Origin of the sequence: Maribacter chungangensis (assembly GCF_042676845.1) — a bacterium.
Classification (GTDB): Bacteria; Bacteroidota; Bacteroidia; order Flavobacteriales; family Flavobacteriaceae; genus Maribacter; species Maribacter chungangensis.
On the sequence record NZ_JBHTHY010000003.1, the window covers coordinates 406066 to 424345 of the forward strand.

The 18280-nt window shown below is 41.6% G+C and carries 16 protein-coding genes; 7 read left to right on the plus strand and 9 right to left on the minus strand.

Translation table 11 applies throughout. The annotated features are described in order from the left end of the window. Positions 1–41: 41 nt before the first annotated feature. Both ACFQZJ_RS01730 and ACFQZJ_RS01735 read right to left on the minus strand, forming a co-directional pair. Positions 42–848 carry an SDR family oxidoreductase gene (locus ACFQZJ_RS01730; RefSeq protein WP_379931841.1) on the minus strand — a complete coding sequence of 269 codons (807 nt, stop codon included), beginning with the start codon at positions 846–848 and terminating at the stop codon, positions 42–44. Continuing rightward, the gene (locus ACFQZJ_RS01735; protein WP_379931842.1) at positions 841–3126 is read right to left on the minus strand and encodes a M28 family peptidase; all 2286 of its coding nucleotides are present in this window, start codon (positions 3124–3126) and stop codon (positions 841–843) included. The genes ACFQZJ_RS01730 and ACFQZJ_RS01735 overlap by 8 nt, the downstream gene beginning before the upstream one ends. Before the next feature lie 121 nt (positions 3127–3247). Between ACFQZJ_RS01735 and ACFQZJ_RS01740 the strand changes: the two genes are divergently transcribed. Next, entirely contained in the window at positions 3248–3712 is a 465-nt protein-coding gene (locus ACFQZJ_RS01740; protein ID WP_379931843.1) for a CBS domain-containing protein, read from the plus strand. A 370-nt stretch (positions 3713–4082) separates the two neighbouring features. Here the strand turns inward: ACFQZJ_RS01740 and ACFQZJ_RS01745 are convergent, their stop codons facing one another. The 6 genes from ACFQZJ_RS01745 to ACFQZJ_RS01770 all read right to left on the minus strand — a co-directional run bounded on the left by ACFQZJ_RS01745 (position 4083) and on the right by ACFQZJ_RS01770 (position 11598). Next, entirely contained in the window at positions 4083–4397 is a 315-nt protein-coding gene (locus tag ACFQZJ_RS01745; protein WP_379933103.1) for a hypothetical protein, read from the minus strand. Between the two features lie 40 nt (positions 4398–4437). Next, on the minus strand, positions 4438–4929 hold the full coding sequence (locus tag ACFQZJ_RS01750; protein ID WP_379931844.1) for a DUF6265 family protein: 492 nt from the start codon (positions 4927–4929) through the stop codon (positions 4438–4440). Between the two features lie 53 nt (positions 4930–4982). After that, a complete protein-coding gene (locus ACFQZJ_RS01755) occupies positions 4983–5561 on the minus strand; it encodes a pentapeptide repeat-containing protein (RefSeq protein WP_379931845.1) in 579 nt (192 codons plus the stop codon). Positions 5562–5572: 11 nt separating this feature from the next. Further along, a complete protein-coding gene (locus ACFQZJ_RS01760) occupies positions 5573–9055 on the minus strand; it encodes a VPS10 domain-containing protein (RefSeq protein WP_379931846.1) in 3483 nt (1160 codons plus the stop codon). Further along, on the minus strand, positions 8955–9515 hold the full coding sequence (locus tag ACFQZJ_RS01765; protein ID WP_379931847.1) for a transposase: 561 nt from the start codon (positions 9513–9515) through the stop codon (positions 8955–8957). Before ACFQZJ_RS01765 ends, ACFQZJ_RS01760 begins: the two co-directional genes overlap by 101 nt. 526 nt (positions 9516–10041) lie before the next feature. Beyond that, positions 10042–11598 carry a M20/M25/M40 family metallo-hydrolase gene (locus ACFQZJ_RS01770; protein WP_379931848.1) on the minus strand — a complete coding sequence of 519 codons (1557 nt, stop codon included), beginning with the start codon at positions 11596–11598 and terminating at the stop codon, positions 10042–10044. Between the two features lie 520 nt (positions 11599–12118). On the opposite strand from ACFQZJ_RS01770, the gene ACFQZJ_RS01775 reads away from it, so the two are divergent. Further along, positions 12119–12592 carry a hypothetical protein gene (locus ACFQZJ_RS01775; protein ID WP_379931850.1) on the plus strand — a complete coding sequence of 158 codons (474 nt, stop codon included), beginning with the start codon at positions 12119–12121 and terminating at the stop codon, positions 12590–12592. Between the two features lie 354 nt (positions 12593–12946). On the opposite strand, the gene ACFQZJ_RS01780 is transcribed toward ACFQZJ_RS01775, so the two are convergent. Then, positions 12947–13231, minus strand: a complete 285-nt coding sequence (locus ACFQZJ_RS01780; protein WP_379931851.1) for a hypothetical protein — start codon at positions 13229–13231, stop codon at positions 12947–12949. 446 nt (positions 13232–13677) lie between these two features. On the opposite strand from ACFQZJ_RS01780, the gene ACFQZJ_RS01785 reads away from it, so the two are divergent. The 5 genes from ACFQZJ_RS01785 to ACFQZJ_RS01805 all read left to right on the plus strand — a co-directional run bounded on the left by ACFQZJ_RS01785 (position 13678) and on the right by ACFQZJ_RS01805 (position 18273). Further along, positions 13678–14010, plus strand: a complete 333-nt coding sequence (locus ACFQZJ_RS01785; RefSeq protein ID WP_379931852.1) for a single-stranded DNA-binding protein — start codon at positions 13678–13680, stop codon at positions 14008–14010. Between the two features lie 515 nt (positions 14011–14525). Continuing rightward, the gene (gene recQ / locus ACFQZJ_RS01790; RefSeq protein ID WP_379931853.1) at positions 14526–16616 is read left to right on the plus strand and encodes a DNA helicase RecQ; all 2091 of its coding nucleotides are present in this window, start codon (positions 14526–14528) and stop codon (positions 16614–16616) included. Positions 16617–16835: 219 nt separating this feature from the next. After that, a complete protein-coding gene (locus tag ACFQZJ_RS01795) occupies positions 16836–17363 on the plus strand; it encodes a YtxH domain-containing protein (protein ID WP_379931855.1) in 528 nt (175 codons plus the stop codon). 80 nt (positions 17364–17443) lie between these two features. Then, the gene (locus ACFQZJ_RS01800) at positions 17444–17767 is read left to right on the plus strand and encodes an ArsR/SmtB family transcription factor (RefSeq protein WP_379931856.1); all 324 of its coding nucleotides are present in this window, start codon (positions 17444–17446) and stop codon (positions 17765–17767) included. 17 nt (positions 17768–17784) lie between these two features. Continuing rightward, positions 17785–18273 (plus strand): DUF6428 family protein, encoded by a 489-nt coding sequence (locus tag ACFQZJ_RS01805; RefSeq protein WP_379931857.1) that lies wholly within the window; start codon positions 17785–17787, stop codon positions 18271–18273. Positions 18274–18280: the final 7 nt, after the last annotated feature.

Here is an 18280-nt window from a genome sequence, read left to right on the forward strand (position 1 = left end):
GATTCTGTTGTGAAAATCGATAAATCTGTTGTGAATTAATACTACAACGATGTGAAATCATCCCTATTATTAGTAAGAAAAAACTTACAAGAATTGATAATTTTATAATTTTTGTGTGCAGATACACTGTATCTGGGGGGAGGCAAGTGTTTTTTAACCGCTATTTGTGTGTAATAAACCCGTTTAGTTGGATGCTCTGGATGTACTGCGTTGATCGTTTCTCCCCATTGTTTTTCATGAATTATTTGTTTTAGTATGCGAATACAGTCGTTTCTATGAATAAGGTTTACAGGCGCATCTCCGTTTTTTAGGTTTTCCTTGCCGGAGAGCATGTTAATGGGATGCCTATCTGGACCTATTAGTCCACCAAATCGTAGAACCGTACTTTTAAAATGGGTTTGGCCTTTGAACAGTTGTTCGCTATTTAAGAGTTGCTTTCCCGATTCCGTTGTAGGTATTGGTGTGGTTTCCTCGTTTACTTCACCTTGCTCGTCTCCGTATACCGATGTACTGCTTACGAAAATCACTTTCTTAACGGGACTTTCTTTTACGCATTCCAATAACCGTTGCATTTTTTCTATATATGAGGTTTTTGTGCGGTTACCCCTTAATCCCGGCGGTACGTTTATGATGAGTACATTACACGGTTTTAGAAACTCATCGATAGCACCACTTACTTTTTGTTCCGAAATGGAAATATGGAATGCGTGTATTCCGGCTTTGGTCAATACTTGTAATTTTTCTGGTGAAGTGGTCGTACCGTATACCGCATAGCCGTCTGCCAGTAAGCTTTTTGCTAGTGGTAATCCAAGCCAGCCGCAGCCCATAATGCCAATTGTCTTAGTCAAAAATCAGGGTTTGTGTAGTTAGTATGGCGTCATTAAGTATAAAGGGTTTCGGAATATTGTCCTCCGGCCTTTTTGGTATTGAGAATTGATCGTTATCCAGCAGATCGTTGGATGCTTCGTAAATGGTCAGCTCCAAAACGGCATCTTTGGGGATTTCTAAAATAATATCGGTGTAGTCGTTATCGCTAATATAGTGTGTTACCAATTTTCCTCTATTTCGGTTTGCTAGAAAATAATCGGAAAGTGCTATTCCGTTCACCGTTGCTTTTGAGATTTCAACATCATTTGTAAATAGTTCCAGTCTATTTACGTTTCGTTGGGGTACAATGCAAAAGTCCAAGACCCTATTATTTCCTACCAACGTATCTCTAGCGACTTCTATTTTTGGGCCTAAAATGTTTTTCGTGGGCGCCTCGGATACATACGTAAAACCAGAACCATATTTACTACTTATGGTGTTTTCGGATAGTTGTTCGGGGACGGTTCTGTTATCGCCAATGTATTGAGCGGTCCAGTCGGAAATCGTTTTATCGTAAGTGGCCCATTTTGATTGTTGATCGTCCAAATCCATCACATATAGTAGACTGGTAGGCCTAGCATTGTCTTTAGAGAAATTTGATGTCATGTGTGCCGATACCAAGAAACCTAAACACAAAAGAAAACTTAATAGGGCCATGGCCAATTGGTTCTTGTAGCGCGAAAATACCGGAAGCAGCAAAAAGAAGGTAAGCGTAGTAAAAATAGTCGTGGCCACCATCATTTTTAAACCTAAGCCAACCGGAAACATTTTTATGAAAGGAGCGAATATAAAAATGGCTGGGATAGCCAAGAACACCAATAGTAACGCATTGGGATTTTTTTGATTAACAAGGATGTAAAGTGCAACGAGTATCCCAAAAACGGGGATTACAAAAAACGCCGCGCCGGGCAGGTAGTTTGCAGCTAATCCGCATACGATAAGCCATACGAAACTTGGTGCTACCAGCAAATTAGGTGTTTTTACCACCCTAAACCTATGATAGGAGTAAAAACAGACTCCTATGGCGAATAGACTAAAGGCTAGAATATAGGCATGTCCATTATAGGTAAAACCATGAAGCATATCGGCATAACTAGGATATAGCCAGATTAGAAAGGTATAGGCGTAAAAACCGACCAAGCCATTTATGATCAAGGCAATTAGTAGGGGTAGGAATCCCTTGGCCATGTCCTTAAGGTTCAAGACATTTTTTCTAACACCAATACTAAGAAAGACAATAAATAACAGCACGGCTAAACCCAACATTGGCCATATCCACTCAAAAGGATACGAGACCATTTTAAAGAAGGGGATGTTAAAGTATACATAATCATTGAGACTCTTCATCTGACCTAAGTCTATCTCGCTAAAATGTGCAAGTAAGGGCATGAGATAGCTACCTTGGTGGGCTAGGGTGTTCCTGTCCAAGCGTTCATAGCTGTCTCGAACGGTATGGTAGTCGAAATGATCATCTATAAAGGCAAAGTTAAAGCCTTCGATGTCCGCATCTTCCCTAAATACCGTTAGGTCGGTATCATTGGGCAGCATTTTGTAAATACTATAGGCCAAGGAATTTGCAACAGGATAATTTGGACTCGCAGCAATAAATTCCTTAATAAGGTTACCATTACCTCGGTTGGTCTCCATAAGCATATAGCCCGGGCCTCCACTACCCCTTGCCTCAAAATTAAGAACCAAGCCTACATCTTTTACCCACGGATGTTTTTTAACAAATAGATCTGCACCATTAAGCCCTAGTTCCTCTGCATCGGTAATAAGAATGATGATGTCGTTCTTAGGTTGTTTGTCTTGGGCTAAAAAGGCTCTAATTCCTTCTAGTATCGTTGCTACGCCACTACCGGCGTCACTTGCGCCCAGGGAGGAATGGGGACTGCTATCGTAATGTGTGAGCAGTAATAAGGCCTTCCCGTTCTCGGTTCCTTTAATTTTGGCGAGGATGTTTTCCGCTTTGCTTAAATTTGCCCAGTCTCCGGCGGTATATCCTTCCTGTATCGTAGTCTCAAGACCCAAATTGGTTAACTCGGAAACAATATATTGTTTCACTTTTTCGTGACCTTCAAAACCTACCCCGTGCGGTTCTTGCGAAATAGCTTTTACATGGGTTAACGCCCGATCTGTAGAGAATTCGGTTTTAGGGGCATCCGCATCTTTGGTGTATGTGGGTAATTGGGACCTAAAACTCCAGTAAATAGCTAGAAGAATCAGTAGTAGGGTACCTACGGAGGTTGTCTTTTTCATTGGTATGGTGTTCGACCCTAAAATTAGGAAATATTAGCGTTTCAATAACGGTACATCGATTTTTTTACGGAATTCATTATTTTTTCCTATCTTTAGTAATCAACCTCTAAACAGAATTATTATGGGTATCAAAAGCTTCCAAGGCGCACGCAAGACAGTTAAAAAGGAGTTTGACGCTCCTATTTTAGTAGAGGATTACATGACAAAAAAGTTGGTTACCTTCAGTCCTGATCAGTCCATTTTGGAGGTGATGGAACAATTTGCGAAGAATCATATTTCAGGTGGGCCGGTTCTGGACAACAACGGGTTTTTGGTAGGTATTATCTCTGAGGCCGATTGTATGAAACAGATATCCGAGAGCCGATATTTTAATCAGCCTATATTGGATAAGAGTGTAGAGCGCTTTATGACAAAAGGAGTGGAAACCATTCCTCATGATACCTCCATTTTTGATGCGGCCGGTATTTTCGTAAAACACAATAGAAGACGATTGCCCGTAATGAAAAATGATGTGCTCGTTGGCCAGATCAGCAGAAAGGACATTGTTATTGCGGCATTGAAACTTAGTGGGCATAATTATAAATAACAAAATGTCCCCTAACTGGTCTTAGGAGGTAATTCCGTACGTTGTAGAAACTTTTGTGTTGAGCTAAATCAGGTGTTCATTAAGCTGTGATTATTTTTGTTTTTCTTCACGATTTAACAATCTGCCAACCTTAGAGGCAGTCTTACACCATTTCCAATTGAAAATAAGCCGATAAATCGTTTCTTTTTACGCCCTACTTCAAAATAAAAATATGCCGTAGCTAGGCTATGGCCGGTTTTTCTTTCTCGCAGGCAAAAAAAACAATTAAATTTCTTTGGCTGAATTTTAAAAGAGAACTGGTATTGCTACAAAAATCTGTTGTATTAAAAACTTTCGAGTAAGAATTTCCCCTCTAGTGGTTAGTGTCTTCTTACTCCCTTTTCACGATCATATAATAATCATTGTCCAAAGGCAGATATCCCAAATCGTACACAAAATAATACGCAGTCCCTTTTTTGGTGGTATACAAATTGGTGATGAAATCAAAATCAAATCCTTTGTCCAGTAAACGGGTGCGGGTAGTTTTGGTCTTGCCGTCCGTTAGTTTAAAGCTGTCCAAAATGCGGTAGTTTTTGCGCAGACGGTTATTTATGTTGCGCATCAGGTTTTTACTGTCCTTGTTTACACGGTTGTTATAGGCATTGCGACAATAATCGTTGCAGAATTTTTTGTCTACACGGCCCATGATTATCGTATCACATTCCAAACAGGTTCGCTTTTCCACCTTAGGTTCTTTTGTAATTGAATTTCATTTCCTCGGCGGAGCCGTCTTCGTTCCCTATGAGTCCGTAGATGTTAATTTCCTGGTCGCTGATGCGTTCAAAGGTAAACCCTTCAAAATACAACCTGTTCTCTTCTGCCTTGATAAATTTAAACCTTTGTACCTCGTCTTTTTCTTCCCAGCCTTTAAGGTCCGCACCAAAATGCTTTAACTCAAAGATTAAAGAGCCGGCTAGTTCCCTAACATGTCCAAGTTCATAAAAACCGATTTCGTTGTCCGATATCAATCTAAAAACGAACATCATGGTGCCTGCTGCGGGCGGACTCCAAATTTCCTCGGTAATTCCCCCGAAGGCCTTGCCTTTCCAATGCCCCGTCATCCATTCTATTTGTGCTATGGTGGCCGGCGGGGAAGTTTCACCTTCAGGTAAAGACAGGGTATTCTGTGCGGTCAAGGTGGTAACCGATACCAATAAAAAAATAAGAAAACACTTCATTTGTGACGACTTTATAGCCATAAGATACAAATTATCCGTTTGTAAACGGCTCTTTAGGAGTCGACCACCTTAATTTTATGGCTCAAAAGTAACCCTGCTAGACTGTTGCGATGAAAGGTGGCACCACTTAGTCTGTTTTGATCGGGAATTAAAGTGATGTTAAAGGCCGTGCTCAAATCTGCCTTGCTCAAATCAGTATTCAAAAAAATCGCTTTTTCCAGATCACAGTCCCCAAATACAGCTTGTGACAGTATGCTATTGGAAAAATCGACGGCAATCAATTTACAGTCTGTAAATTGCTGGTTTTTAAGCTCCATTCCTGTAAACGAGCTCAGGTCCAAGCGGCAATGGGTGAACGAGAAATCCATAAGAAAGGGGTTGCAGGTTTCAAAATGCAGCCCCATCATCTTACAGTGTTCAAAAGAAACCTCTTTAAAGGTCGTGTGCGCTATGTTCGCATTGCTGAGATTGCAATCCGTAAAGGTACACTCCATGAAGTTTTGCCCGTCCAGAAACCCACCTGAGAAATCACAGGTTTCAAAAGTGCAGTTTTCATATTCACCACGAGGGAGCCGTTTTTTGGAAAAATCGACTCCGGTGAAGGTTTTGTCGGATACAAAATGGGTCATCATCACGATTATAGTTACTCTTCGGTAAGGATAATGGCGGGTAGGTCCAGTTCCTTATACAGGCTGTTGAAGGCGCTCATTTCTTTGTTTACAATGGCGTCGTGCTCTTTTTTGTATCCTTGCCACTGTTGCATTAAATCCTGTAACCGCTCTTTGGAGCCTGCCGTTGGCTTAGGCTCCACGGAGGATATGTACCCGCGAAGGTGCAAGAATTGAGCGTTTAATTTATTTGTAAAATTGATGACATCCTGAAAGGTCTTTTGCTTGGGCTGTATGAGGTTTTCCTCCCAGGTCGTAATACGTTTTAGTAGGGAATCACCTTTTTTGACCAACTCGGAGGCATTTTCGTTGTTTTTTAGTAATTGGGCGTATTGTGTTAGCTGCGATTTTGCGGAGCGCATGGCGTTTACCGCGGTATGCATGGCACGTACGGTTTCTTCAATGGTAGTGAGCATTTCTTGTTGTTCGTCATAATCCGCAGTGCTTCCTTTTACCTTCGGATTGGGTAAAATGGTTACGGTGGTTTCTGCTGTATCCATATCCGTGCGAAGTCTCAATGTGTAGTTGCCGGGCCCTACGGCGGAGCCTTCATGTCCGCCAAAAACAAAGACTTTTTCTATACTTGGCAATCCTTCTTTGGTAAAATCCCATGTAAATCGGTTGTATCCCTTTTTGGACGGCAGGATGTCCGGTTTGGATGGGCCTCCCGGCCAAGTCGTAAACTTTTTAGGCTTTTGATTGGTAATGGTGCGTATCACTTTTTCATTCTGCAACACTTCAAGGGTAAGTACCGTTGAATCCATTTTGGTAGGTAGATAATAGTCGAACGTAACCCCGCTTTTCGGGTTTTGGCCCAGACCGGGAACAGGTTTGTCCGAATGGCCTCCAAAATAAAGATAGGTGTCCTTAGGTTGAAAAATAGTGAGGGATTGTTTTGTTTTGGCGATGTTTTGAATTGCTGCTATATCATCCAGAATCCAAAACGCACGGCCCGATGTTGCTATCACCAAATCGTTATCCTGTATGGTGATATCGTTAATGGGAACAACAGGTAGGTTGAGCTGAAAGGGCTGCCAATTTGCACCATCGTTCAATGAGATAAAAAGGCCGGTTTCGGTTCCGGCGTATAGGAGTCCTTTTTGTTTTTTATCCTCGCGAACTACTCTGGTAAAGGTATGTTCTCCTGTAATTCCGTTGGTGATTTTGGTCCACGTCTGTCCATAATCGGATGTTTTAAAAATATACGATGCTAAATCCATGGATTTGTAGCGCATAACCACGATATAGGCCGTCGCCGCATCATGGGGCGATACCTCAATGGAATTGATGATACCATCTTTGATGCCTGTTGGCGTAACATTGCTCCAATTACTACCACTGTCTCGTGTTACTTGGAGCAGTCCATCGTCTGTTCCGGCCCAAAGTACGCCTTCCTCATGTGGAGACTCGGTCAAATAGGTAATGGTGTTGTAATTTTCCCCGCCTGCAGCTTCGTTGGTAAAGGGTCCGCCGCCGGGGCCGTGCCTTTCTTTTTCGTTTCGGGTCAGGTCCGGACTAATGGCGGTCCAGTTTTGGCCTTCATCGGTGGATTTGAAGACTACATTACCAGCGTGGTAAATCGTATTTCGGTCATGGGGCGATGTAATAATGGGCGCGTTCCAGTTGTACCGGTATCGGGAATCCTTCGGCGCTATACTCAGGCCCAGTTCGGGGTATTGTTTTATGGACTTGGATTCCTGTGTTCTGGTATCCCATTTTCCTATAATGCCTTGGTAGGTGCCACCATAAACAAGAACGGGATTGTCCGGGTCAAAGGCCAAAAAGGCACTTTCCCCACCTGCGGTTCGCTCCCAGTCCTTCCAACCAATTCCCCGGCCGTTGGTGCGGGATGCAATGGCCACGGTAGAATTATCCTGTTGTCCTCCGTAGACATTATATGGAACCAGATTATCGGTTATTACCCTATAAAACTGTGCTGTGGGCTGATTTTCCTGTGTACTCCAGCTATTTCCGCCGTTATTGGACACATTGGCGCCCCCGTCATTGGAATTTATCATTTTCTGATTGTCCAAGGGATGTATCCACAAATGGTGGTTGTCCCCATGCGGAACAGCAACAGGGGTAAAACTTTTGCCGCCGTCTATGGATTTCATTACCGGGGCGTTTAGGACATAGACCAAATTTTCATCTTGGGTATCGGCGAAAACCTTCATGTAATACCACGATCGGGTGATGTTGATCCGCTCTTTGTTCACCTGTGTCCATTTTTTGCCGGCATCGTCAGATCGGTACACGCCCGCTTTTTCGCCCTCCGCTTCTATGACGGCAAATACACGTTCCGGATTTGCCCTGGAGACCGATACCCCTGCCTTTCCAAATTCTTTTGGTAAGCCTTCCTTTAATTGCTTCCATGTAGTACCGCCATCGGTAGATTTATATAGGCCGGAATTTTTTCCGCCCGATTCCATCACCCAAGGATATCTCCGGTGCTGCCATAGTGCGGCGTATAGAATTAATGGATTTTTCATGTCCATGACCAGATCCGATGCTCCCGTATCGTTATCTACAAAGAGTACATTTTCCCAAGTATCCCCGCCATCGGTAGAACGATAAATGCCACGTTGTGCGTTTGGGCCATATTGTGCGCCTTGGGCCGCTACGAAAATAATATCCGGATCGGTAGGATGAATGACCACGTCGGATATGTGCCGTGTTTCATCCAGACCTAAATGTTTCCAGGTTTTTCCTGCATCGGTAGATTTGTACACGCCATCGCCCATGGATGTCATAACTCCCCGCGCTGCATGTTCGCCCATACCTACAACAACAATATTTGGATTGCTCTCGGATACCGCAATGGAACCTACCGTAGCGGTCTTGAAGAATCCGTCCGAAATATTTTTCCAGGTGATACCGTCATCCGTAGTTTTCCAGACACCACCGCCTACGGTACCTTTATAATAGGTCATAGGTTCGCCCAAAACGCCCGTGGACGCTACACTTCTACCACCTCTAAACGGTCCTATATTGCGCCATTTTAGTCCGTGGAATAGCGAATCTTGAATAGTGATTACAGGTTCGACTGCTTTCTTTTTTCTTTTTTGTGATTGCAGCGTAACCGGGAGGATAAGCAGTGCGATGAGGAGTAGTTTTATTCTTTTCATTTTTCTTAGGGTTGAGACGCCCAATTTGGGCGTTTGGTATTCGTTGGGACGCCCAATTTGGGCGTTTGGTTTTCGTTGGGACGCCCAATTTGGGCGTTTGGTTTTCGTTGGGACGCCCAATTTGGGCGTTTGGTTTTCGTTGGGACGCCCAATTTGGTCGTTTGGTATTCGTTGAGACGCCCAATTTGGGCGTTTGGTATTCGTTGAGACGCCCAATTTGGGCGTCTGTACGTTACCTTTGGTTAAAGGTATCTTCTTTCCATTTGAACGGATTGTTCGTAATATAATTGAAAATATTTTTATAGGCTCTTTGGTCTCGTATGATGTGTTCATGATAATTCGCTTGCCATCCAAAATCCGGATTTATTTTGCGAGCGTTGATGGTGCATATCCTTTTATATTGGTTAAGTATAACGCCTAAAATACCGGGCTTCCATTTTAAAGATGCACTTTTGGTTCTAGGGGATATCTTTTTAATGGGAGAAGCGCCTAAATTGGTTTCTTGGGCGTTATCGGTATTGGTTTTATTGATTTCGATAATGGCGTGCATGTGATTGGGCATTATAATATGATTGTGCAAAATAGCAAAAGAAAAGTGTTCCGGTATTTCTAACCAGAATTTTTCGGCGATTTTTCCTTCTTCGGACAGAATCATTTTCTTTTCTGAAATACTACCAAAAAAACACTTTCTGTTCTTACAGCAAATAGTAACAAAGTATAAGGCATTGGAACCATAATTCCATCCTTTTAATCGATTGGATTCAATACGGTATTTGTTGTTAAACTTGGTCATTTGAAATTGAGGTCATACGCTGACCTATTCTTTTTTAATTTGAAACCAGTCCGTAACGTATCCTCTTCCATGTTTCCGTTTGAAACAGCTTTGCGGACTGTAGGCTGTGAGAGGGGTAAGGGATAGCAATAGTTACTTTTTTTGCCAACTAATTTTTTCAGCGGAAGAAAAAATGAACCGAGGTCTCCCAAGAGGTTTTTAGTTTTCCCTTTCATATAGAAGTCATTTAAACTTTTTCCGTTTGTTAAAAAATTGCTCTTTTTCACTGCGCGCTGTAGCTGGCTCCTCATTCAAAAGCCAAATTGTTGGCTTTTGTTTCGGCCCTGATTTTTTTCCTTCCGTAGCGCTGCTATGCAACTCAAAAAAGTATTCAAATGTTCAAAAAATCAATAATTTTCGCTTGAACGCGAAAGGTTTAAACCACTTCATAACCAAGGTTGACCGCATAGCGAAAAGACTTACATCTTTGTTCAGTTATTTGTCGTTTCGAGATGTTGGCTACTTGATATATAATCGCTAAAGACCTCTAATCCAATCCCCCTCTACGATTTGGTGTGCGCGGTGTTGGCCAGGTCATTGGCTCACCGGTTCTACGGTTTTTACCGAACAAGGTGGCTTTTTCCCTCGACGTTTTCTCCGGGTCTTCCGAAGCCATATAGGTTAGGATCGCAGTTAAGATGGCATTGTTCCGCACATCGTCAAAAACAATTTTGTCATAAGTATCCAAATTGGTATGCCAAGTGTAGTTCCAATAGCTCCAGCTCAGGGAGCTTAAGGAAAAACCGGGAGCACCCGCCGCCACGAACGAGGCATAGTCCGATCCGCCACTGGCGGGCGTACCGGGGAAGGTGGTCTCAATATGTTTTTTAATATCTTCCGGCACAGGTTCCATCCATTTGTTCAAATAATCATAAGCGTGCAAAAAGCCTTGGCCGGTTAAGCGCACCACGCGTCCGGTACCGTTGTCCTGATTAAAAAGTGCCTGCATGTTGTCCACAATTTCAGGATGGTCTTCCACGTAGGCCGCAGAGCCGTTGAGTCCTTGCTCCTCACCGCCCCAAAGTCCCACAATGATGGTACGTTTTGGGTTGGGGTACACTTTTTTCAATATTCTGGCTGCTTCCATCATGGTGATCACGCCCGTGCCATTATCGGTAGCGCCGGTACCGCCGTCCCAAGAATCGAAATGTGCCGAGAGGATGATGTATTCATTGGGCAGTGCCGAGCCTGGAATAGTGGCAATGGTGTTAAAGGTGGGCACTTCGCCAAGGTCTTTGGATTTGGCCGTGATACTTAGGGTAGGTGTATTTCCGTTTTTCGCCATGCGATATAGCATGCCATAATCTTCCAAGGAGATATCCACCACAGGGATTTTCTTGGTACCCGCACTGAATATTTTGTTTGCGCCAAATCCATTGGACCAGCGTGATTGGGCAATACCAACGGCTCCTGCTTTTTCCAAAGCGGCATTGATGTTTCTGCTGGTATAGCCCGTATTTCGCATGTTTTCGCTCCAAGCGTTTTCCAGGGCCTCGCGCTCCTTCTTCATTTTTTCAAAAGATTCCGGGGTGGCCCATTCTTCCCAATTGTAGTCTGGCCGTCCCGTGGGCTGCAGCATGCTCACCATTACGATCTTGCCTTTTGCATTGGGCAACCATTGGGCAAAGCCCACGGAATCTGCCACTGTGGGCAATAGTATCACGGGTGCTTGCAGGGGCTTCTTTCCCGTACTGGGGCTCCAGGCCAATTGGGTGGCGCTGAGACTAACTATTCTGGGCGAGACCATGTCCACATGGGTAATACCACGGTCCCAACCGCGCCAGGTGCCGTAGGCTTCGTTTTCTGCGGAAATGCCCCATTTGGCAAATTCGCTTACTGCCCAGTCGTGCGCGGTCTTCATCTGTGGCGTGCCCACCAACCTAGGGCCGTTCAGGTCCAAGACCTCATAGGCCAAGCGTTCCAGTTGGGAGTTCTCTGTGGCCTCTTTTTCTATGGCCGTTACGATTTCTTCTGAGGTTTGGGACCAGGATATTGTGCTAATACATAGCAGGAGAAATGTTAAGAAAATACTTGTTTTTTTCATCTTTATTACGGTATAGGTTCTTACTGAACAAGATAGGAAATAAAGAATGAACGGGAGTGTGTTTTGACTATGGAATTTTTAGTCTGATTTTTACGCTTTCGTTCAGTACGTTATAACTGCTGAGGTTCAAAGGCATGACATTTAATTATAAAAATGATTTAGTGTTATAATTGAAATCATATAAATAACTAATAATCGGCATCTATATACAATGTGGGCGAGTGAAAATCAAGAGTATTACTTAAATTACTTACCTATAGTCTTATCTTAAAATTGATTTTTTAATAAAAAAGCAATTAATTATAAGTATAATTTGATAATTTTAAATAAGATAAAAGATAAGTAATAAATATCTGATTTTAAGCATTTTATATATTACAAAATAAGATAAAATATAACAATATATAAAAGAAAATAATAAATTTTCATATTTTTTCTTTCTCTTATCTAATAAGTATCTATATATGTAACATAGATTGTTTGAAAATCAAATTAATCTTCTCGTAATTTAGTATATGTTATGGATATTGTAATAGAACTTTTAATAGCTAAGAAAGACAAGTTAACATCAAGGCTAAATGTTATAAATGATAAGTTAAACTCGCTTGGTTATGACCAAGTGGGCGTTATTAACAATACCTCCGCTATTTTAGACCCCGTGCAAGCCAAAGAACTTAATTTAAGCGGGAAGTCTATTCAGAATCAAGCTCTTGAAGTTTTAAAACAAGCTAATCGATTTTTACATAAATCAGAAATCGCAGATATTATAAAACCTTTTAATAAGGATAGAAGCGAAAAGCAATTAGACCAAAGATTAGCCGTAGAGTTAGGCAAAGCAAAGAAAAAAGATATTCTCACGAGCGTAAAGTATTCAAAATCGAATCAATCTTACGTTTGGGGTAGTGTAAAGTGGATAGATGAAAACAAAAACATAAAACAAGAACACATGTACATAGCAAAGAAAAAAGAATCCCAAGAATCTATAAAGTTTTGAAAAGAAAAACCCCCATTGTAAGGGGGTTATCTAGTGCCAGTTTTAGGAGACTGTGTAAGAAGCTCTACTATCGGTTGTTCGAAAGTAACTTCGATAAGCAGTCTACCTTTTTTTCAAAAAATGTCTCTTCATCGGAGACCAATTGTAGTAATGATTTGAAGACCTGTCAATATATGTAGGTTGAAATAAACATAACTTTGAAATCATAATTCAAAAGTTATACGTTACAAATCATTATTTCAGTTGCTTAGAGTCGATAATTTACGGTTATCGGCTCTTTGATTTTGTAAAGATACAAAATTACGATATTCGATCAAAATCACAAATACAAATAATTTCGAGTATAATTGTTATTTAATAATGCTTTACTTTATAGATTAGATAATCTAAACACTCTAAAGGATTATCGTCTTTTCTTACTAATGTCCAATAACTAGGAAAGTTTTCATCTTCTACAAATTCCGTGATCTTTTTTAGATTACCGAACGTACCTAATGGAACTCCATCTTTTAGAAGGACGTAATACATTTTATTTTTTTGCTGCTCTTTGTATATAGTTATCTGTAAGTAGGCATCTATATACGTAGTGGGCAAGTAAAAATACACCGCATCCACAAGAAAAATCGATAATTTATACATGATATTTCGACAAAAAGACGTGTTAAAATTCGAATCCCGATTTTATATTTGCTCAGTTTGACCAATGAAAAAACGCCAATGCTCGGAACATTGACGTTTTCCGACGGTAATTTTTTAAAGCCCTATCCAAATGAGAGACGGCACACTTCAATTTTCTCTTCTAATATATTTCAGAGTTTCAAATTTAGGAGCTTTTGATGATTGTATAGGGCAACTTTGTTGCCTTTTATATAATTGACATTTAATTAGATAATGATTTAAGTTTAAAACGAAACTTATTTATATAATTGATAATCAATAATAAAAAAGTTTTTAAACGACAACAAACGATTACAAACGAAAGTAAATATTTTGTAACCGAATAACTTTTGAAGTCGGGTTTAGGTTTGCAGTGTCAAGTCAAGGTGGCTTGGGATTACAAACTATAAATAATAAAACATAGTATTATGAATGCACTTAAAAACAGAGTACAGTTGATCGGAAACTTAGGTCAAGACCCAGAAATCGTAACCTTGGACGGAGGCGCGAAACTCGCAAAATTTTCAATCGCTACAACGGACAGTTACAAGAACGCGAAAGGAGAAAAAGTAGAGGATACGCAATGGCACAATATTGTGGCTTGGGGCAAAACGGCCGACCTTGTAGAAAACTATCTGACCAAAGGAAAGCAGGTGGCCGTTGATGGCAAGTTAATGCACCGTTCCTACGAAACCAAGGAGGGCGAGAAGCGTTATTTCACAGAAGTTCGTTGCAATGAGTTGTTGATGTTGGGGAAGTAGGTTAGATATCATTACGTCTTCACGGGAAGGTATGACGTCGTGAGCTGTTTGTTTGGAGCGGCAAAGTTCCCTTTTTTCTAGAATAGACATTAAAAACCTTTTACAATATGATTCAACAGATTGCTTCGACCGGAAAAAGGCCTTGCAAAGACGTTCTTGATTGTACGTCTTCACGAGGAGGCACGACGAAGTGATCTGTTTGTTATCAGGGAGTAGGTTTTTTTTATGCTCGAGCAATTGGTTTGCTGACTTTGATTCAACAGATTGCTTCGGCCGAAAATGGCCTCGCAAAGACGTTTTTGATTGTACGTCTTCACGAGGAGGCACGACGAAGTGATCTGTTTGTTATCGGTGAATAGGTTTTTCTTATACTCGAACAATTGGTTAGCTGACTTTGATTCAACAGATTGCTTCGGCCGAAAATGGCCTCGCAAAGACGGTATGGGATTTATTGATTAAATAGATTCTCCCAATAACCCCACAACAACAAACCCACAATCCTTATTTTTACGCCTATGACAACCACCGTAGAAGAAAAGCTGTTACCTTTATTAAAGACTCATTTCGGGTATGATTCCTTCAAACCCAATCAGTTGGCGGTTATTGCCGATGTCATGGATAAAAAAGATGTGTTGGCCATTATGCCAACGGGTGGCGGAAAATCGCTTTGCTACCAACTTTCGGCCTTGGCCTTGGAAGGTACGGCAATCGTAGTATCGCCTTTGATTGCCTTGATGAAAGACCAAGTAGATGTACTCAGGGCAAACGGTATTGCTGCGGCATATTACAATAGCTCACAATCCCAAGAACAGCAACAGGAAATCTTCTCGGATTTGAAATCGGGAGGGCTAAAGTTATTCTATGTGGCACCGGAAAGCTTGGGCGGGTTCCATACCGTGTTTCAGGAAATCCATATAAGTCTGTTCGCGATAGACGAGGCGCATTGTATATCTTCATGGGGGCACGATTTTAGACCGGCCTACACCCAATTGGGCAATTTAAAGGAGCGTTTTCCAAACACGCCCATCATTGCCTTAACGGCCACGGCGGACGGCACAACCCAAGAGGATATCGCCGATCAGCTAAAAATAACCGAAGGAGCGCGCCACTTGGCATCCTTTAACCGGCCCAATTTGTTTTTAGAAGTACGCCCGGCGCAGAACCGTATCAAACACATATTGGATTTTTTGGACGAACGGCCCAACGAAAGCGGAATTATCTACTGCCTAAGTCGAAAAAGTACGGAGAAACTCGCAGAGAAATTGCAAACGGCGGGATATAATGCAAAAGCCTACCATGCCGGACTATCACCGCAAGAACGGACTGCCGCGCAGGAGGGGTTTATTACGGATAAGGTACCCATCATTGCGGCTACCATCGCTTTTGGTATGGGAATCGATAAAAGTAATGTCCGATGGGTGATACACTATAACCTTCCCAAGAACGTAGAAGGCTATTATCAGGAAATTGGTCGTGGCGGCAGGGACGGCCTACCGGCACACGCCTTGTTGTTTTATAGTTTTGGCGATGTGGCGCAATTGCGACGTTTCATATCCGAAAGTGAAAATGCAGAGGTAGAATACGCCAAACTGGAACGCATGCAGCAATTTGCCGAGGCTTTGAGCTGCAGGCGCATCGCCTTGTTGAACTATTTTGGGGAGCATGTTACCAAAGGCTGTGGTAATTGCGATATCTGTAGGCGACCCCCAGCGTATTTTGACGGTACCCTTCTCGCACAAAAAATCTGTTCGGCCGTGGCGCGCTTAAAGGAAAGCGAACCCATGGGAACGGTAATAGATGTGTTGCGCGGCGCAAAAAACGCCCAGGTATACGACAAAGGCTATCAGCATATAAAAACATACGGAGCGGTCAAGGATATTTCTTGGTTGGATGTTCAGCAATACGTGATCCAGCTTTTGAACCAAGGGGTATTGAGTATCAACTTTAGGGAAGGTGCGCGGTTGGGACTTACCCCTTTGGCCAAGGAAGTATTGTTCTCAAAAAAGCCAATTCAGTTGGCCGTATTGGAAAAAGCGGTAGAGCGCAAGAAGACCGAGCGAGCCACAAGAGCAGGGAAAGACGGACTCTTCGAGAAACTGCGCGTGTTGCGTCAGCGGTTGGCCACGGAGCAAAATGTACCAGCTTATGTGATTTTTGGCGATGCCAGTTTAAAGGATATGGAGGCCAAAATGCCACAGAACGAAACCGAGTTTATGAATATTACCGGGGTAGGGCAGGCAAAATTGGAAAAATATGCCGAGGTGTTCCTTAAAGAAATTACCGCATACAAACCCGAAAAGAAGAAAAGCAAAGTGCCTACACATAAGCAATCCTATCTGTTGTTTAAAGATGGATGTACCGTGCAAGAAATAGCCGACAAACGGGAACTTTCCGAGAATACGATTTACGGTCACCTGATGAAAATACACGCCGAAGGCGAGGAGTTGGACATGCACCAATTTATGAGTAAAGAGGAACAAGATAGTATTGCCAAAGCAAAGGAATCACTACCGGATGCCCAAGGCTTACGGGAGTATTTTGATTTTTTTGAAGAAAAAGTTCCCTATTGGAAAATTAAGCTGGGCCTGTATTTATTGGATGGATAACTTAACTTTATTTATCTGGGAGAAAACTGAGATTACTGCTTATGCGGTTAGGTGGTAATTAACGTAATCCGAAGGAACGGGGAGAACCGATAAGCTCTAAATTGGAGGTAGTTAAGCCATTGAGATAGGATTCTAAAAAACCTGTTGACAAACTGTTTCTCTGGCTATTGATTTTTTTGTTACATTTAGTCATTATTTAACCACCAAAAAATTAGTAATATGTCTGACGAGAATAAGGATTTAGGGGACGAGGCAAAAGATGCCTTGGACAATGCAAAAAAGAAAGCGGAAAACTTAGGGGATAAGGCTGAAGATGCTTTTGACAACGCCAAAGAAAAGGCTGGTGATTTTGCAGATGATGCAAAAGAAAAGGCAAGTGATTTCGCGGACAAGGCAGAAGAAGCGGCAAAAGACTTTAAAGAAGAGGTAAAGGATACTTTTGACCCAAACAAGCCCGACAACGGGAAAACAGTGGCTATAATCGCACACATAACATTTATTGGATGGATAGTGGCTATAGTAATGAATAGTAGTAATAAAACGGAATTTGGAAGTTTTTATATTCGACAAACACTAGGTATATGGATATTTATGATGGTGCTTGGGTTTGTGCCAATTGTAGGTTGTTTTGCTGGACTAATCGGCTTGGTTTTAATAGTGATTAGTATAATCGCAGCAGCAAACGGTAAAATGACACCAACCGTAGGTGTTGGACATCTTTTCCAAGACTGGTTTAAAAGTTTATAAGTTTACAAAGACCGATTTTTAGCATCGGTCTTTTTTTAATCCACTTATTATCGTAATATTGCAATATATAAATATAATTTATGGGCGTTACCAAAACACAAATATACAACAAGGAACAGAACGAACTTGCCAATATCTTTAAGGTGCTTTCCAACCCGGCACGGATAGCCATACTGGAGTTCATAAGTAAACAAGATGCATGTATCTGCAATGATATTGTAGATGAGATAGGTTTGGCACAACCTACCATTTCCCAACATCTAAAAGAACTCAAAAGCATAGAGTTGATCCATGGTGAGGTTAACGGAAAGAGCATCTGTTATTGCATCAATTTAAAAAAATGGTCTGCCGTTCAAAAGCGATTAAATTCTTTTTTTACGAATACTAAAATAAAATGTTGTTGATATAAAACTAGATACAAATGAAAACACATGAATTCTTAGCACTAATACGGCAAAATCCCAACAAGGAGTTGTTGTTCCGGTATGCACCCGAAAAAACAGTAGGAGCGAATTATCATATTACGGAAGTTAAAAATGTTACTATAGACACCGTAGATTGTGGTGGTGGAACTAATTTCTGGAAAGAAACAATTGTTCAACTATGGGAAAGTCCTAAAGAAATAGGTAAACAAGATTTTCTAACTACTGATAAAGCCTTGGAAATACTAAACCGGGTAGATAGCATTAAACCCTTGGAAAAAGAGGTTGAGGTGAAATTTGAATATGGCAATGCCCAATTTCATACCGCCCAATTGTTTGTACATAACCACCATGTAGCCGGCGGACAACTTATCGTAGCACTAGGAATAAATGCAACGAACTGCAAGGCCAATGGCACTTTTGTGAATCTGGTTCAATTAGAAAGCGTTTCAGATAATGGCTGTACAGCTGTTAGCGTTTGCTGTTAGGTTAAAA

What these genes read in the sequence shown, in the direction of transcription:
- ACFQZJ_RS01760 (WP_379931846.1), bottom strand. Translation starts at nt 9,055, where the DNA reads ATGAACACATCATACGAGACCAAAGAGCCTATAAAAATATTTTCAATT.
- ACFQZJ_RS01750 (WP_379931844.1), bottom strand. Translation starts at nt 4,929, where the DNA reads ATGAAGTGTTTTCTTATTTTTTTATTGGTATCGGTTACCACCTTGACC.
- ACFQZJ_RS01740 (WP_379931843.1), top strand. Translation starts at nt 3,248, where the DNA reads ATGGGTATCAAAAGCTTCCAAGGCGCACGCAAGACAGTTAAAAAGGAG.
- ACFQZJ_RS01775 (WP_379931850.1), top strand. Translation starts at nt 12,119, where the DNA reads ATGGATATTGTAATAGAACTTTTAATAGCTAAGAAAGACAAGTTAACA.
- recQ (WP_379931853.1), top strand. Translation starts at nt 14,526, where the DNA reads ATGACAACCACCGTAGAAGAAAAGCTGTTACCTTTATTAAAGACTCAT.
- ACFQZJ_RS01770 (WP_379931848.1), bottom strand. Translation starts at nt 11,598, where the DNA reads ATGAAAAAAACAAGTATTTTCTTAACATTTCTCCTGCTATGTATTAGC.
- ACFQZJ_RS01735 (WP_379931842.1), bottom strand. Translation starts at nt 3,126, where the DNA reads ATGAAAAAGACAACCTCCGTAGGTACCCTACTACTGATTCTTCTAGCT.
- ACFQZJ_RS01785 (WP_379931852.1), top strand. Translation starts at nt 13,678, where the DNA reads ATGAATGCACTTAAAAACAGAGTACAGTTGATCGGAAACTTAGGTCAA.
- ACFQZJ_RS01755 (WP_379931845.1), bottom strand. Translation starts at nt 5,561, where the DNA reads ATGATGACCCATTTTGTATCCGACAAAACCTTCACCGGAGTCGATTTT.
- ACFQZJ_RS01800 (WP_379931856.1), top strand. Translation starts at nt 17,444, where the DNA reads ATGGGCGTTACCAAAACACAAATATACAACAAGGAACAGAACGAACTT.
- ACFQZJ_RS01795 (WP_379931855.1), top strand. Translation starts at nt 16,836, where the DNA reads ATGTCTGACGAGAATAAGGATTTAGGGGACGAGGCAAAAGATGCCTTG.
- ACFQZJ_RS01780 (WP_379931851.1), bottom strand. Translation starts at nt 13,231, where the DNA reads ATGTATAAATTATCGATTTTTCTTGTGGATGCGGTGTATTTTTACTTG.
- ACFQZJ_RS01745 (WP_379933103.1), bottom strand. Translation starts at nt 4,397, where the DNA reads ATGGGCCGTGTAGACAAAAAATTCTGCAACGATTATTGTCGCAATGCC.
- ACFQZJ_RS01765 (WP_379931847.1), bottom strand. Translation starts at nt 9,515, where the DNA reads ATGACCAAGTTTAACAACAAATACCGTATTGAATCCAATCGATTAAAA.
- ACFQZJ_RS01805 (WP_379931857.1), top strand. Translation starts at nt 17,785, where the DNA reads ATGAAAACACATGAATTCTTAGCACTAATACGGCAAAATCCCAACAAG.